The sequence below is a fragment of the Caulobacter sp. GW821-FHT11E10 genome (genome assembly GCF_058808375.1).
The window spans coordinates 27,193-42,883 of the sequence record NZ_JBXARP010000001.1; the positions used below are offsets into that span (position 1 = coordinate 27,193).

The window sequence follows — 15,691 nt, forward strand, 5'->3', positions numbered from 1 at the left end:
GGGGAGGACTTTAACGCGGCGCTCGCTTGGCCAGGATTCGCTGCAGGGTCCGGCGGTGCATGTTCAGTCGGCGCGCCGTTTCCGAGACGTTGTGGCCGCACATCTCGTAGACGCGCTGGATGTGCTCCCACCGCACGCGGTCGGCGCTCATCGGGTTTTCCGGCGGCGTCGGGGCCGCGTCCTTGGCGGCCAGCAGGGCGCGGGCCACGTCGTCGGCGTCGGCGGGCTTGGAGAGGTAGTCGACCACCCCCGCCTTCACCGCCGCCACGGCCGTGGCGATGTTGCCATAGCCCGTCAGCATGATGACCTTGGCGTCGGCGCGGGCGTCGCGCACCGCCTCGACCACCTTCAGCCCCGAGCCATCCTCCAGCCGCATGTCCAGCACCGCGTGGGCCGGAGCCGCGCCGCGCAGGATGGTCAGGGCCTCGGCGACGGAGGCGGCCAAGGTGACCTCGAAGCCGCGCTGCTCCAGGGCTCGACCGAGGCGAGTCCGCAGGGGTCCGTCATCGTCCAACAGCAGCAGGGTCTTGTCCGGCAGCGCCGCAACCAGCTCTCCGATATCCGCCATAGAAGTCAGCGCCTCCCCGCGCCCAATACTCAGCAAGCCAAGTAACAACCCATACTTCCGCGCTTCCACGACATAACTCAAGCCCCCGTATAGCCGGGAGCTTCAAGCGCGGGTCGTGGCCACCGGGCCGAGACCACGGCGCCGCCACGGCGACCATTACGGAAATCCACGGTCGCGCCGGTTCGTTCCAGCAAGGTTTTGGCGATAAAGAAGCCAAGACCCATGCCGATATGCCCCGTTCGCGACCCTTCTGCCCCGGGGCGCGTCGTGACATAGGGTTCGCCCAGCTTGGCCAGCACCTCGGGCGAGAAGCCGGGACCGTCGTCCCGGGCCTCGATCACCACGTAGCGCGCGTCGAAGCGGGCGATGACGATGACCTCGCTGCGGGCGAAGTCGACGGCGTTCTCCACGATCGAGGTCATGGCGTGGATGATCTCGGGGCGGCGCCAGATATCGGGCGAGGTCTCGCCGGACGGACCATTGACCACGGCCTCGACGCGGATGCCGTGCACCATGTGCGGCTCGATCACGTCCTGGACCAGTTGGACCAGGCTCATGCGCTCGTGCACGGCGTCCTGGGCCTCGGGCATCTCGGTCAGGCGCTGCAGGATCTCGCGGCAGCGCGCGGCTTGGCCGATCAGCAGTTCGGCGTCCTCCCGGACCTCCTCGCTGATGGCGTTGCGGGCCATCTCGCGGGAGACGACGGAGATGGTGGCCAGCGGCGTGCCCAGCTCGTGGGCGGCGGCGGCGGCCAATGCGCCCAGGGCCGACAGGCGCTGTTCGCGGGCCAGCACGGTTTCGGTGACGTTGAGGGCCAGCTCCATCCGGGCGGACTCGCTGGCGGCCTGCCAGGCGTAGGCGGCGGTGATGACGATGCCGAAGACCCGCGCCGCGACGATGGTCCACAGCATCATGGTGGTGGGTGTCGGAGCCGGCGGCGCGCCGGCGATGGTCGGCAGCGGCCAGGAGAACACCGCCAGCAACAGGGTCGAGACGATGGCCAATATGCCCAGCGCCAGGGCGAAGCGCGCCGGAAGCGTGGCGGCGGCCAGGGTGACGGGCGCGATCAGCAATAGGGAGAACGGGTTCAGCGCGCCGCCCGTCAGGTACAGCAGGCCCGACAACTGCAGGATGTCGAAGGCGATCTGGGCGGTGGCCTCGACGTCGCGGGCCAGCCGCTGGCCGGTGGACGCCAGGCCCAGCAGGACGTTCAACCAGGCCGAGAGCGCGATCAGGGTGAAGCACAGCGCCCAGGGCACCTGGAGCTTCAAGGCGAGGCCGGCGATCAGCAGCACGGCGGTCTGGCCGACCACCGACAGCCATCTTTGCGCCAGAAGGGTGCGAACCCTTAAGCGTCCACGACGCAGCCCGGGCGCTGTCCACGACCAGGCGTCGTCTTGCGCCGGTTCGTCGCCCGGCCTATCGAGCCCCTTATGACGTTGGTCGTCGGGCGCTCTCGCGAACGAAACGTCAGCCATGACCGCAAGATTGTCCATAATCTCGCGTGTGGCGAGAGCAAAAGGATGAAATGCACATGCCGCGTCACCGCCTCGTCCTGATTTTGGCCTGTTTGCTGGGTCTCGCGGTCACGGCGGGCCTCGCCTGGAACGCCGGAGTCTTCAAATCCCAGACCTCCGTGGCCGTCGGCGGACCGTTCCAGCTGGTCGACCAGAACGGCGCCCCGACCACCGAAAGGGCGCTGAAGGGCAAATGGAGCGCGGTGTTCTTCGGCTTCACCTATTGCCCCGACGTTTGCCCCGGCACGCTGCAGGGCCTGTCGGCGGCGACCGACCAGTTGGGCCCCAAGGCCAAGGACACTCAGATCGTCTTCATTTCGGTCGACCCGGCCCGGGACACGCCCCAGCAGATGAAGACCTATCTGTCGGCGGACTATGTTCCGAAATCGACCCTGGGCCTGACCGGTACGCAGGAGCAGGTCCAGGCCGCGGCCAAGGCCTACAAGGTCTATTTCGCCAAGGTCGGCGATGGGCCCGGCTACACCATGGACCATTCGACGGCGATCTATCTGATGGACCCCAAGGGGCGCTTCACGACGGTGATCCCCTACAACCTGCCGCCGGACGAGATCGCTCGCCGGATCAAGGACGCGATGCGCGAAGGATAGGCGCGCGCTATCCGCCCTCGCGCTTAGGCGCGAGGAGATGGAAAGCGACGCCATGACGCGGCGCGAAGATTGTTAATGGGTGGACTTCCTTAGGCTTCGACGTGCTATGTTGCGATGCAACATCGCAGGTGCGCCATGCTCTACGCTCTTCATGAGGCGGCCTATTACGCCTCGACTCCGATGCGCCTCGCGGCGCGGGTGGCCCGGGACTTCTGGGGATCGCCGATGAACCCGGCCGGGGACACGGCCGTGGGCCGGCGGATGCGCGCCGGCGCGGACCTGTTCGCCAACATCACTCGCCGCTACGGCAAGCCGAAGTGGAACATCGATACGATCAAGGTCGGTCAGGCCGACGTCCGCGTCCGTCCGACCGTGGTCTGGGAAAGCCCTTGGGCTCGCCTTATCCAGTTCGACCGCGACATGGCCGACATGCGCCGGGCCGGCAAGTTCTCGCTGGATCCCGCCGTGCTGATCGTCGCGCCCCTTTCAGGTCACTACGCGACCTTGCTGCGTGGTACTGTCGAGGCGTTCCTGCCCGATCACGCCGTGTTCATCGTCGACTGGGTCAACGCTCGCGACGTCTCGGTGATGGAAGGCCGCTTCGACTTCCACGACTATATCGACCACATCGTCGAGATGCTGGCCTTGCTGGGCCCGCGTCCAAACGTGGTGGCCGTTTGCCAGCCCGGTCCGCCGGTGCTGGCCGCCGCGGCCCTGATGGCCGAACAGAACCATCCCTCGCGTCCGGCCAGCATGACCTTCATGGGCTCGCCGATCGACGCGCGCCTGTCGCCGACGGTCACGAACCAGCTGGCCGAGGAAAAGCCGTTCACCTGGTTCCAGTCGAACATGATCTACACGGTGCCGCCGCCCTATCCGGGCGCGGGCCGGCGCGTCTATCCGGGCTTCGTCCAGCTGGCCAGCTTCATGAGCATGAACGCCGAGCGCCACCAGGAGGCCCACCGTCGCTACTTCAACGACCTGGTGAAGGGCGACGGCGACAGCGCCGACAAGCATCTGGAATTCTACGACGAGTACCTGTCGGTCCTGGACCTGACTGAGGAATTCTATCTCCAGACCATCGACATCGTCTTCCAGCAGTACCTGCTGCCGAAGGGCGAGCTGATGCATCGCGGCGAGCGGGTGAAGCCGGAGGCCATCACCGACATCGGCCTGATGACGGTCGAGGGCGAGAACGACGACATCTCCGGCATCGGCCAGACCCAGGCCGCCCACGGCCTGTGCTCGAACATCCCCGAGGACCTGAAGCTGGACTACGTTCAGCCCGACGTCGGCCACTACGGCGTGTTCAACGGCCGCCGCTTCCGCGAGGAGATCTATCCGCGCGTGCGGGCCTTTATCCGCAAGTGCGACCCGAACTTCGGCGAAGAGGAAGCCTAGGGCCTACGCCCCGCTCATCCCCGCTTTGGCCGGACGAGCGAGGTGACCCGAGGTCCGCCTTGCGGGGCGGGCCAACTCACCCGATTTTAGAGCTGATGTTCGCGCGCCCGGCCCAACGCTTCGTGGATGGTGATCGACTGGAGATCGGTGGTTGGCCGGTTCGCCTGCGGGTGGACGGCCGGGCCCGGCGGGTCTCGCTGCGCGTCGATCGCGCCAAGTCCGAAATCGTCGCCCTGGCGCCCAGCCCCCGCCGCCTGAACGAAGCCGTGGCCTTCGCCCAGGAAAAGTCCGGCTGGATCGCCAAGCAGCTGGCCGCCCTGCCCGAGCGGATGAGCTTGGCGCCGGGCGGGATCCTGCGCCTCAACGACACGCCCTATCGACTGGAGGCCGCGCCGGGCCGGGCCAGGATCGACGGCGCCAATATCAATGGGCCTCGCATCGTCGCGCCGGACGACGCCAACTGGGGGCTGAAGGTCATCCGCCTGGCCAAGCGCGAGGCCTTGACCGTCCTGACCGAACGCACGGCCGACCACGCCGCCGCCCTGAACCGGCCGATGCCCTCGGTGGCGATCGCCGATCCGAAGGCGCGCTGGGGCTCGTGCCGTCCGGCGACGCCACGCGCCGCGGCGGCGATCCGCTATAGCTGGCGGCTGATCCTGGCCCCGGCGGCGGTGGCCGACTATGTCGCCGCCCACGAATGCGCCCACCTGATCGAGGCCAATCACGGCCCGAAGTTCTGGGCCTTGTGCGAGCAGCTTGTGGGTGATCCCGCGCCCCACCGCGCGTGGCTACGAGCCCATGCGGCGGAGCTGCACGCGATTGGGGCCTAGCCTAAACCGTCAGTAAGGCAGCTGGTCCGCCGGCGGCGGGGCGCCGGCCGGGACCTCGGCCGTGGGACCTTCGGGCGTCTGCGTCGGGGCGATCAGGTCGCCGATCGGATCCGTGGGGCCCTCGACCGGAGGCGGCTCAGCCGTGCCGCCGGGGATCGGCGTGGCCTTCAGACGCGGCAGGGCGGCGGCCATGAAGGTGCGCCAGACCTCGGCCGGCGCGCCGCCGCCGGTGACCCGCTTCATCGGGGTGTTGTCGTCCTTGCCGGTCCAGACGGCTGTGACGAAGCCGCCGGTGTAGCCGACGAACCAGGCGTCCTTGTAGTCACTGGTCGTGCCGGTCTTGCCGGCCATGTCGTAGCCGCTGACCCGGGCGCGGGTGCCGGTGCCCGAGGTCACGACCTCGCGCATCATCTGGTTCATGTACTGCAGGGCCGGCGAGCCGATCACCGCCGAGCGGGCCTGTTTCTCGACGCTGTGGTCGTACAGCACCTTGCCGCTGGCGGTGCGGATGCGCTCGATGCCATAGCCCTTGGCCAGGAAGCCGCCGTTCGAGAATGGGGCGTAGGCCTGGGCCATCTCCATCGGCGAGACCTCGACCGCGCCCAGGGCCATCGACGGGTCCAGCTGGATCTTGCTGGTGATCCCCAGGCGGCGGGCGGTGTTGGCGACGTTGCTGGTGCCGACCTCGTTGGCCAGGCGCGCGGCGACCGTATTGATCGATTGGGCCAGGGCCGTCTGCAGGGTCATCGGACCCAGGTACTTGTTGGTGTAGTTCTTCGGCTCCCAATTGCCGATCTTGACCGGCTCGTCGACGACCATGACCGACGGGTTGCGGCCCTGCTCCATGGCGGTCAGGTAGACGAACGGCTTGAAGGCCGAGCCGGCCTGGCGGCGCGCGGTGGTGGCGCGGTCGAACTGGGTCTCGGCGTAGTCGGCGCCGCCGACATAGGCGCGGATGCGGCCTTCGCCATCGATGGCGACCAAGGCCGCCTGTTGCACGCCCTGGGCCCCGTGGCCCTCGACGCCCAGCTTCACGGCGCGCTCGGCCGAGACCTGGATCGGCAGGTCCAGCGTGGTTTCGACGACGAGGTCCTCGGTCGGTTCGCCGACCAGCGAGCGGACCTGGGCGTCGATATAGTCGGTGAAGTACTGGGCGCGCTGGTTGGCCAGGGTGGCGGACACCTGGACGGGCGTGCGGAAGGCTTCGTCGCGCTCCTCGGCGGTGATGGCCTTGATGCGCACCATCTCGTCCAGGACGATGGTGGCGCGGCGGGCGGCGCGGTCCTTGGCCGAGACCGGCGAATAGCGGGCCGGGCCCTTCATCATGCCAGCCAGCAGGGCCGCCTCGCCGATGGTCAGCTGGTCGGCGGGCTTGTTGAAATAGCGCTGCGAGGCGGCCTCGATGCCGTAGGCGCCGGCGCCGAAATAGACCCGGTTCATATAGAGGGCCAGGATCTGCTTCTTGCTGAACTTCAGCTCCAGCCAGACGGCCAGGATCAGCTCCTGGGCCTTGCGGCGATAGTTCTGGGCGGGGCTCAGGAACAGGTTGCGGGCCAGCTGCTGGGTGATGGTCGAGCCGCCGCGCTGGGGACCGTCATGGGTGGCGTTCCACGCCAGCGACCGGATGATGCCCCAGGGGTTGAACCCGAAGTGATGGTAGAACTGGCGGTCCTCGATCGCCACGAAGGCGGCCGGCACGTATTTCGGCAAGGCGTCGATATCGACCGGCGGTGCATACTGGCTGCCACGCACCGCCAGGAGGGCGCCCGAACGGTCCAGATAGTTGATCGAAGGCTGGCGCTTGACGTCGTAGAGTTTGGACGTGTCGGGCAGATCGCTGGCGAACACCGCGAAGAAGGCGACGCAGAAGATCAGGCCCCAGACGCCGACGACGGTCCCCCAATAGACGAGGGCCTGGAGCGGGGTGCGCTGCGGCTTCGCCGGCTTGTTTCCGCCGAAGGGTCCGTTCGCCATGGTCGTATCGTTCCTACGCGCGCCGTCATCTCAAGCGCGTTCCGTTTAGCCGAAGCCCACAGAACGCGCGACAAGATTGACGAGGTATGAACGGGGCCGTTTTCAGGCCCGCGCGTACAGAAACCACCGTGACTTCGATCGCGCCTTGGCGGGGCGGCGGCGGGTCGCCATAACAGCCTCCGTGTACGTTCCTCCCGAATCCCCAGCCCTGAACCACGCGCGCGACGTGCTGCGCCGGACGTTCGGCCACGCCGATTTCCGCGGGCTGCAGGCCGGGGTGATCAACGAGCTGCTGGACGGGCGCAGCGCCATGGCCGTGCTGCCGACCGGCGGCGGCAAGAGCCTGTGCTACCAGATCCCGTCGCTGATCCGGCCGGGCGTCGGCCTGGTGGTCTCGCCGCTGATCGCCCTGATGGCCGACCAGGTCCTGGGCCTGCGCCAGGCCGGCGTGGCGGCCGAGCGGCTGGACAGCAACGTCTCGATGGAGGAGCGCGCGGACATCTGGCGACGCATCGACGCCGGCGAAGTGGACATGCTCTATCTGTCGCCCGAAGGCCTGATGCAGCCGTGGATGCTGGATCGCCTGTCGCGCACGCCGCTGGCCCTGGTCGCCGTCGACGAGGCCCACTGCGTCAGCCAGTGGGGCCATGACTTCCGCCCCGAATACCGGATGCTGGGGCGGCTGGCCGAGCTGTTCCCGGACGTGCCGCGCCTGGCGGTCACCGCCACGGCCGACGCCCGGACCCGCGACGACATCCGCGCGGAGCTGCGTCTGCAGGGCGCGGCCGAGTTCGTCGACAGCTTCGCCCGGCCCGAGCTGGCGCTCAGCGCCGAGCGCAAGCGCGGCAAGGGTCACGACCGGGTGGTCGAGCTGGTTCTGGAGCGCCCTGGCCGGGCCGGTGTCGTCTATGCCGGCAGCCGCGACTCCACCGAGAAGCTGGCCGAGAAGTTGATTGCGGAAGGCATTCCGGCCCTGGCCTATCACGCGGGCCTCGACAAGGCCGTCCGCGCCCGTCGGCTGGAGGACTTTCTGGAGGCCGACGCCGCGGTGATGGTGGCGACGATCGCGTTCGGCATGGGCGTAGACAAGCCCGACGTCCGCTTCGTGATCCACGCCGACCCGCCGGCCGCCATCGAGGCCTATTGGCAGGAGGTCGGCCGCGCCGGGCGCGACGGTCAGCCGGCTGAGGGCATCACCCTCTACGGATCGGCTGACATGGCCTGGGCCGGTCGCCGGATCGAGACCCGCGAGGCTCCCGACGAGGTCAAGCAGGCCCAGTCGCGCAAGCTGCGCCAGTTCTACTCGATGCTGGAGGGTGTCACCTGCCGCGCCGCCGCGGTTCGCCGCTATTTCGGCGAGGAAGGCGTGGCGCGCTGCGGGGTCTGCGACGTCTGCGTCGCGCCGCCGATCGGGATCGACGCCACCGAGGCCGCCCAGAAGGCCTTGTCGGCCGTCCATCGCATGGGCGGGCGTTTCGGCCGGGGAAGGTTGATCGAGCATCTCCTGGGCAAGACCAAGGACGTCACGCCGCAGGAAGCCCAGCTGCCGACCTTCGGCATCGGCCGCGAGTTCAGCCAGCCGGTGTGGCGCGACCTGTTCGACACCCTGATCTTCGAGGGCCTGCTGCGCGAGGATCCCAACGACGGGCGGCCGCTGATCGGCCTGGGCGACGTCGAGGGCGTGCGCCAAGTCTATCGTAGCGAACGCCGCGTCGCCCTGCGCCAGATGGCCGAGGCGCCGGAGACGGGTCGGGCGACCGGGGCCCGCAAGCGCCGCGAAGGCCGGGCCCTCACCATCCCCGCCGAGAACCAGGTGCTGTTCGAGGCCCTGCGCGCCTGGCGCAAGGAGGCGGCGCAGCTGCAGCATGTGCCGCCCTATGTCATCTTCCACGACGCGACCCTGGCCGAGATCGCCGCGGCGCGGCCCGGAAGCCTGGCCGCGCTGGGCAAGGCCGGCGGTGTGGGCCAGGGCAAGCTGGATCGCTATGGCGAGGCGGTTTTGAAAGTGGTGCGGGAGAACTAAAGCGGGTTCCCGGGCGTTTGATCGGATCAAGCCGAGGAGCTCCCCATGACCGACGTGACCAGCTTCACCCCACCCGACGTGAAGAGCGCCGCCGACGGTGCCAAAGCGATTGCCGCCGACAAGACCAAGCGCGCCCGGGAGGCGGTCGACAAGGCGGTGAAGTCCGCCCGCGAGACCGCTACCGAAATGGCTCAACAGACCCGCACCTTCGCGGCCGAAAAGGCCAAGGTCGGCGCGGCCTGGACCAGCGAGAAGGCCAAGGTGGCCCATCAGGCCGCCGAGGAGCATCCGATCGGCGTGGCCTTCGGGGCCTTCGCGATCGGCCTGGGCATCGGCTTCCTGATCGCCCGCAATCTCGACTAGCTAGAGACTAAGACGCTCGGCCTGCACCCCCGCCGCCCGCAAGGCGGCGAGGCGTGCGAACGCCAGGGTCAAGGCTTTGCGACGCGCCGGCGCCAAAGGCGTGAGCGGCGCCTCGCGGACGATCGCGCCGCCGAAGCCGTCAGCGACCACCAGACCGGGCTCCTCGGGCAGGATCCCGTCGGGAAAATGCGGCGCGACGGCGAAGTAGAAGGCGTCGCAATAGGGCGCGTACTCGCCCCACTTCCGGTCGACCCGGAAGTCTTCCAGGCTCGACTTCACCTCGACGATCAGCACATCGCCCTTAGGGCCGAGCGCCATGAGGTCGGCCCGCCGACCGTTGGGCAGGGTCACCTCGGCCAGCGGCGCATAGCCCAGGTCGACGAGCAGCCGCGCGGCGCCCCGCGTCACGGCCAGGGTGGTCTCCGGACGCGTGGTCTGGGGGCGGCTCTGAAATTCGATGATCACGTCCACCGCGCGATCATGTTCCAGCTTTGTTCGCGGATCAAGCGGGGCGGCGCGTCTCCGTGCATCGCAGCCAGAGCTCCGCCACGATCAGGTTCGGGATCCAGGCCAGGAACGAGATGGCGCGGTACCAGGGCAGGAACGGCAGATCCAGGACCCCGACCAGCGGCAGGTAGAGCCGCAAGGTGACGGCGGCCAGGGTGAGCGCCCAGGACCGGATCATCCAGCGGCGGTGCGCGGCGAAGCGACCTTGCACGGCCGCGCGCCAGCCCAGCAGGTTCACGGCGATCCAGATGACCGCGAGCCCGCCGAACCCCGCCGAGGCGATGGGTCCCGCGGAGGAGGTCGTCGCCAGGATCAGGCCCGCCACGCCGCCGACCAGGCACCCCAGGACATAGGTTCGCCCGATCCAGCGATGCGGCGGTCCCGAGCCTCGGCGCAGAGCGGGCAGGAACTGCAGCGAGCCCAGCACCAGCGCGACGACCGCCCCACCGACATGGATGAACAGCCACGGGACCCCAAGCGGGTTGTGCAGCGCCTCGGCTGGCGTCCGTGGCGGATGCAGCAGGTAGCGCGCCGAATAGGCGGCGATCCCCACGCAGAGGATAGCCAGGATCACCCAGGTCACTCGAGTGGACCAGGACGGGGTTCTGGTCGCGAGCGTGGCGGCGTTGGCGGTGGTCAAGCGGGCATTCCTTGTTGGCGAGTTCGCCGAACGTCGTTGCCGGCCGGGCGGCGGCTCGCTAGGCCTTGCTTCGCGAACGGCGCCAGGGTTGCGCGAACGGGACGGCATGGACGGCGAGACAAGGAAGCCTTGGGGAGCAGCGACGTCGCGGCGGTGGGCGGTCGACCTGGCCATGCTGGTCGCGATCGGCTTGCTGATGGGATTCCTGGGCCCGTTCGCGTCGGAGCGCGTGCCCGTCGTGGCGCGCTACGTCTATTGGATGATCTGCATGGTCGGCGGCGGGCTGATCGGGATCGCGGCGGACGCGTTGCTGAGCCGCCGCATGGCCACGACCTGGCGACGGGTGGCGGTGGCCTCGGTGCTGATGACGCCGCCGGTGTCGCTGCTGGTGCTGACCACCGAGCACCTCATGATGGGCGGCCCCTTCGACTGGTCGAGCTTTCCACGACTGTTCTGGCAGGTCTGGCCCATCTCGCTGGCGGTGATGGTGGTGCGGGCCCTGGTCTGGTGGCGCTCGCCCGCGCGGGTCGAGACTCGAACCGTCGTCGCCCCGCCGCTGCCCGAGGCCGAGGCGGCCTTTCGGCGACGGCTTTCGGCGAAACGCCGCGCGGCGCGGCTGATCGCGATCGAGGCGCACGATCACTATCTGAAGGTTCATACCGACGCCGGCGCGGAGCTGATCACCCTTCGCTTCGCCGACGCGCTGGATGAATTGGCGCGGGCCCATGGCTGGCGTGTCCACCGTTCATGGTGGGTGGCGGCCGATGCGGTGGAGGATGTGCGCTGGCGGCGCGGCGCGGGCGAGATCCGCCTCGTCGGCGGGCTCATGGCGCCGGTGAGCCGGACCTATGCGCCCGTGCTGAAGGAAGCCGGCTGGTTCTAGGCGGCGTCAGCCGGCCGGATGCTCCGGATATTCCAGCTTCTCGTAGCCCAGGGCCCGCACCCGCTCGACCGCGACGGCCTTGGTGGCGGCGGGCATGTCGGCGGTGCGCGAGATCAGCCAGACATAGTTGCCGCCGGGCGTGGCCATGATCGCCCAGGAGCGGTCGGCGGCGCTGTCCAGCACCCAGTATTCCTGCTTCTTGAGGCCGCCCAGGAAGCTCATCGTGAAGCGGGTGTTCTGGCTGCCCGGGACGATCCGGCCGCTGGTCGAGAACACCTTCTCGGCGCCGCGCGGCGAGCCGCGATGACAGACCTGGCGGACTATGAAGTCGGCCCCCTGTTTGATGCCGGTGTTCTGGGCGGTGAACTCGGTGGTCGGGGCCTCGCAGTCGCGCTGGCCGAAATTGGGCGTGCGGGCGATCTCGTACCAGCGGCCTGAGTAGAAGTCGGCCGACACGGCCTTGGCCGGCGGCGGGGCCCCCGCCTGGGCGGTACCGATGGCGAGAACCCCAGCGAGAACGCTGGCCAGCAGGGCGAGGGTGACGGTCTTGATCGGGCGCATGAGCCACCTTGCTACAGGTTGGCCCAAAACACGAACCGCCCCGCCGGTATTCCAGCGGGGCGGCGGATAGCTTGGGTAGACGGATCCTAGTCGGCGGCGATGCTGACGGCGCCGACCCTTCCCTTTATTCGGCCGCGATATTGATCGCGGCCGTAGGGCGATCCTTGAAGTTGATGGCCTGCAGGTAACGGATGCCTTCCTCGGCGATGTCGTCGCCGACCATGCGGTCACCCTCGCCCTTCAGCTCGTTGATGTCGACATACATGGCATAGAACGCCTTGGTGCGGTCGGTGATGATGCCAGCGTTGAGCAGGGTCTTCACCAGCACGCGGAAGATGTTGGTCTGCTCCTTCATGTTCTCCCGACGCACCTCGTCGGTCATGATTTTCCCGTACTCCTCGACCACCTTGTCGGGATCCAGGCCGAACGCGGCGTAGAGGTCCAGCTGCTGGTGCGGCGAGACCAGGTTGAACAGCAGGGTCTGGAAGCAGTGCGCCGCCCAGTCCTCGATGATGGCGTGCTCTTCCGGGGTCAGCTTGGGCACCGTACGGTCGGCCCAGATCTTCCCGAACTTGTGGTGGAAAGCCTCGTCGGTCATCACCAGCTGCAGCAGCTTCTTGCCGACCGGGTCGTTGATATTGTTGTAGAAAGTGGCGAAGGCGCCCATGGCCAGGCCTTCGACCAGCATCTGCATGCCGATGATCTTCTTATAGACCTCGGGCGCGCCGATGATTTCGACCAGCAGGGTCTTCAGGGCCGGGCCGCACTCGACCGGGCGACCCCAGCGGGTGTTGATGTACTTGGCGAAGGCCGTGACGTGGCGGGCTTCCTCGCGCGTCTGGTTGGCGGCGTATTCCTGCGCGCCCTGGTCCTTCAGCACGTGGCACAAGCTGGCCGACAGGTTCAGCGCGCCCTGCTCGCCGTGCAGGATCGACGAGAAGCTGCGCAGCACCGACTGGTTGATGAAGCGGATGCGCGTCTTCGGGTCGGACAGGTGGTCGGAGACGTAGTCGGTCGACAGGGCGATGACCATGTCCTCGGGAACCAGGGCCTGGTTCTCCATGTCGAACGGCTCGTCGAAGTCGATATAGGCCTTGTCCAGCGGATCCCAGAAGTGGTCGTGGGTCGCGGAAATGATCTTGTCGAAGGCGCTGGAGCGGTTGCCGTAGCGGTCGAGCTCGAGCATCGACTCGAAGTCGTCCGGCGCTACCGCGTCGTACATGGCGTCCTTGGTGATGTTCTTGTCCGTCATGCGGCGCTCCCTAATCGGCCGTTTCGACATGCACTTTGCGACATGCATCATCAGGTCGCCGGGGGCCGTCTTGCGCGGACCTCCGGCTATCTGAACACTGTCAACTCAACTCGCGCGGCGGGTCAAATGAAAAGTGACGGCAGCGTCAAGTTTGGTGCGGCTGGTTCGTCAGGGGGCGGAATGAAGATCTTCGTGCTGACCGGGGCCGGGATTTCGGCCGAGAGCGGCCTGGGCACCTTCCGCGACAAGGACGGGGTGTGGACCAAGTACGACCTGAACGAGGTCGCCACGCCCCAGGGGTTCGCCAAGGATCCGGCCAAGGTGCGAGGCTTCTACAACGCCCGCCGCGCCAATCTGGCGGATGCCGCGCCCAACGCCGCCCACCTCGCCCTGGCCAGGCTGGAGGCCGAGCTCGCGGCGCGGGGCGGGGAGCTCTGGCTGTGCACCCAGAACGTCGACGACCTGCACGAGAAGGCCGGCGCCCGGCGGGTGATCCACATGCACGGCGAGCTGGCCGTGACCCGCTGCCATCACTGCGAGGCCACGTGGCCAGACATGGGGCCGCTGACCGCCGAGGCCGTCTGCGAGGCTTGCGGCCGCGACGGCGGCGCGCGGCCCCACGTGGTCTGGTTCGGAGAAATGCCGCTGTTCATGGACGTGATCGAGGACGCGCTTTCCGAGGCCGATCTCTTCGTCTCGATCGGCACGTCGGGTTCGGTCTATCCGGCCGCCGGTTTCGTGGCCGAGGCGCGGGCGATGGGCGTCGCCACCTGCGAGATCAACCTCGAACCCTCGGCCAACGCCTATGTGTTCGACGAGAAGCACTACGGCCCGGCCAGCCAGACCGTGCCGGCCTGGGTGGAACGGGTGCTGGCCGGCTGAGCCTATTGGCCCGCCATGATGCGGGAGAGCAGGGCGCTCTGAACCGCCTGGAGGGTGTCGCGGCTTGCCGGCAGGAAGGCTGGCGTCGCGCGCACCGACTTGGTGGTCATCTGGACCGAGGAGCCGCTGAGCCCCGCGCCCCGGGCCGCGAAGCTGAGCACGGCGGCGGCGGCCATGCCGGCGCGCTGGTCGCCGGTGGTGGCGTCGACGGGCGCGCTTAGGGCGGCGGCCTGAATCTTCAGCGGGTTGGTCAGGAAGGCGGCGTTGCCGGTCATCATGCCCCCCTTCTTCTGGATGACGTCGATGCGGGTGCCTTCCTCGACGACCCGGAGGTTAAGGCTGGCGGAGACCGAGGCGGTGTCGCTGAACCGGCCCCCGAAGCCTTTGTTGTCGTTGGTCAGCGAGCCGAAGCCGATCGTGTACTTCGGCTCCAGGATCATCGCGCCGCGCTGGGTGGCCTTGCCGGCGTTGGTGATGCGCTTCATCAGCGCGCCCACGGCCCCGAAGGCGGCCATGGCGACGGCGGGATCGTTCGACTTGCCGGCGCGCGCGTCGACCAGGCTCATGGTGACCGCCAGGCCGGCCGGCGCGTAGAAGCTGGACTGGCCGTCGGCCGAGGGCTGCACGACACCCGAGGGCGCGCTGCCCATCAGCGGCGAGATGTCTGGATCCGCGGCCGTCTCGGCCGGGGTCGCGACCCGGTAGCCGCGCGCCGTCAGGTCGGCGACCAGTTGGTCGTAGAGCCGCTGAGTCATGCCCTGGGCCGCTGCTTCGTGCAGGCCGTCCAGGCGATAGGTGGACGTCTGGGTCGCCATGCCGCCCGAGCCGCGCGCTTCGGACGACTGGGTCATCTCGCGCACCACCTCGACCCGGAAGGTCGGGATGTGGATGACGGTGGCGTCCGGCGCGACCTTGTTCTGGAGCTTGGTATAGGCGCTCAGGGTCTCGGCTGTCGCGCCGGGGGTGAAGTCGATCGCCTTGGGCGATGATCCAGCGTGGGAGGCCTGGGGCGTCAGCAGCAGGGCGGCGGCGCCGACGACGATCAGCCGGCGGGAAACAGGGGTCATCGGCGGTCCTCGGGGCGCGGCGCGGCTTGGCCGACGGAAGCCGCGCCTATAACAACGTTCGACCAAGGGGCGGCGCCCCCCGTTCTGGGGGTGTCGTCAGCGTGAGAGTTCGGACATGGCCAAGACCCTGAAGCCCCCCACCGAGGAAGCCGAGGGCCAGTGCGCCTGCGGAACAGTGCGGATCGCGATCGGCGTACCGGCGCGATGGGCCTTCCACGACCATTCCGAAGCCAGCCGCCGCGCCCAGGGCTGCGCCTATGTCACCTATGTCGGCAGCTATCGCAGCCGGTTCCGGTTCGTGGAGGGCGAGGACGCCGTCAGCCGATACGAGCACGAGGGGACCACGCGGGGCTTCTGCGGCCGCTGCGGGACGCCGCTGTTCATGGAGCGCAAGCGCGCCCCGACCATGATCAACCTGCCCCGCGCCCTGTTTGATACGAGGACGGGTCGCGAGCCGCGCTACCATACCTCGTTCGATCAGGCGCCCGACTGGGCTTATGGCGGCGGCAAGCTGGTCCCGCTGAAGGGCTATCCCGGCGTGATGTGGGAGCGGCCGAAGCCGAAGGCCAAGCGCAAGGCGATCGACGACTTTCTATGAGGTCTTTGGCCCGTTCT

16 protein-coding genes are annotated in these 15,691 nt (G+C 68.5%); 8 read left to right on the forward strand and 8 right to left on the reverse strand.

The window, feature by feature from the left end:
- Positions 1-10: 10 nt before the first annotated feature.
- Positions 11-568, reverse strand: coding sequence for a stationary phase response regulator transcription factor SpdR (spdR, locus tag AC1RRV_RS00150; RefSeq protein ID WP_492857539.1), 558 nt, complete (start codon positions 566-568; stop codon positions 11-13).
- Between the two features lie 77 nt (positions 569-645).
- Entirely contained in the window at positions 646-2,046 is a 1,401-nt protein-coding gene (locus tag AC1RRV_RS00155; protein WP_492857540.1) for an ActS/PrrB/RegB family redox-sensitive histidine kinase, read from the reverse strand.
- 56 nt (positions 2,047-2,102) lie between these two features.
- On the opposite strand from AC1RRV_RS00155, the gene AC1RRV_RS00160 reads away from it, so the two are divergent.
- From AC1RRV_RS00160 to AC1RRV_RS00170, 3 genes are all read left to right on the forward strand, one after another.
- A complete protein-coding gene (locus AC1RRV_RS00160; protein ID WP_492857541.1) occupies positions 2,103-2,693 on the forward strand; it encodes an SCO family protein in 591 nt (196 codons plus the stop codon).
- A 135-nt stretch (positions 2,694-2,828) separates the two neighbouring features.
- Complete coding sequence (locus AC1RRV_RS00165) at positions 2,829-4,094, forward strand: polyhydroxyalkanoate depolymerase (protein ID WP_492857542.1); 1,266 nt, start codon at positions 2,829-2,831, stop codon at positions 4,092-4,094.
- Between the two features lie 95 nt (positions 4,095-4,189).
- Positions 4,190-4,924, forward strand: a complete 735-nt coding sequence (locus tag AC1RRV_RS00170; protein WP_492857543.1) for a YgjP family zinc-dependent metalloprotease — start codon at positions 4,190-4,192, stop codon at positions 4,922-4,924.
- Positions 4,925-4,933: 9 nt separating this feature from the next.
- Here AC1RRV_RS00170 and AC1RRV_RS00175 read toward each other — a convergent pair whose 3' ends face one another.
- Positions 4,934-6,898 carry a transglycosylase domain-containing protein gene (locus AC1RRV_RS00175; RefSeq protein WP_492857544.1) on the reverse strand — a complete coding sequence of 655 codons (1,965 nt, stop codon included), beginning with the start codon at positions 6,896-6,898 and terminating at the stop codon, positions 4,934-4,936.
- Positions 6,899-7,079: 181 nt separating this feature from the next.
- Between AC1RRV_RS00175 and recQ the strand changes: the two genes are divergently transcribed.
- Complete coding sequence (gene recQ, locus AC1RRV_RS00180) at positions 7,080-8,921, forward strand: DNA helicase RecQ (RefSeq protein WP_492857545.1); 1,842 nt, start codon at positions 7,080-7,082, stop codon at positions 8,919-8,921.
- A gap of 45 nt (positions 8,922-8,966) precedes the next feature.
- Positions 8,967-9,284: a hypothetical protein gene (locus AC1RRV_RS00185; RefSeq protein WP_492857546.1), complete on the forward strand. Its 318-nt coding sequence runs from the start codon at positions 8,967-8,969 to the stop codon at positions 9,282-9,284.
- On the opposite strand, the gene mmcB is transcribed toward AC1RRV_RS00185, so the two are convergent.
- Positions 9,285-9,755, reverse strand: a complete 471-nt coding sequence (gene mmcB, locus AC1RRV_RS00190) for a DNA repair putative endonuclease MmcB (RefSeq protein ID WP_492857547.1) — start codon at positions 9,753-9,755, stop codon at positions 9,285-9,287.
- Between the two features lie 31 nt (positions 9,756-9,786).
- The gene (locus tag AC1RRV_RS00195; protein WP_492857548.1) at positions 9,787-10,431 is read right to left on the reverse strand and encodes a DUF2306 domain-containing protein; all 645 of its coding nucleotides are present in this window, start codon (positions 10,429-10,431) and stop codon (positions 9,787-9,789) included.
- A gap of 172 nt (positions 10,432-10,603) precedes the next feature.
- On the opposite strand from AC1RRV_RS00195, the gene AC1RRV_RS00200 reads away from it, so the two are divergent.
- Positions 10,604-11,314 (forward strand): LytTR family DNA-binding domain-containing protein, encoded by a 711-nt coding sequence (locus AC1RRV_RS00200; RefSeq protein ID WP_492857549.1) that lies wholly within the window; start codon positions 10,604-10,606, stop codon positions 11,312-11,314.
- A gap of 6 nt (positions 11,315-11,320) precedes the next feature.
- On the opposite strand, the gene AC1RRV_RS00205 is transcribed toward AC1RRV_RS00200, so the two are convergent.
- Both AC1RRV_RS00205 and AC1RRV_RS00210 read right to left on the reverse strand, forming a co-directional pair.
- On the reverse strand, positions 11,321-11,875 hold the full coding sequence (locus AC1RRV_RS00205; RefSeq protein ID WP_492857550.1) for a lipocalin family protein: 555 nt from the start codon (positions 11,873-11,875) through the stop codon (positions 11,321-11,323).
- A gap of 124 nt (positions 11,876-11,999) precedes the next feature.
- Entirely contained in the window at positions 12,000-13,127 is a 1,128-nt protein-coding gene (locus tag AC1RRV_RS00210) for a ferritin-like domain-containing protein (protein WP_492857551.1), read from the reverse strand.
- 126 nt (positions 13,128-13,253) lie between these two features.
- Between AC1RRV_RS00210 and AC1RRV_RS00215 the strand changes: the two genes are divergently transcribed.
- Entirely contained in the window at positions 13,254-14,009 is a 756-nt protein-coding gene (locus AC1RRV_RS00215) for an NAD-dependent deacylase (protein ID WP_492857552.1), read from the forward strand.
- 2 nt (positions 14,010-14,011) lie between these two features.
- On the opposite strand, the gene AC1RRV_RS00220 is transcribed toward AC1RRV_RS00215, so the two are convergent.
- Entirely contained in the window at positions 14,012-15,076 is a 1,065-nt protein-coding gene (locus AC1RRV_RS00220; protein WP_492857554.1) for a hypothetical protein, read from the reverse strand.
- A 115-nt stretch (positions 15,077-15,191) separates the two neighbouring features.
- On the opposite strand from AC1RRV_RS00220, the gene AC1RRV_RS00225 reads away from it, so the two are divergent.
- Positions 15,192-15,674 (forward strand): GFA family protein, encoded by a 483-nt coding sequence (locus tag AC1RRV_RS00225; RefSeq protein WP_492857555.1) that lies wholly within the window; start codon positions 15,192-15,194, stop codon positions 15,672-15,674.
- Positions 15,675-15,691 lie beyond the last annotated feature (17 nt).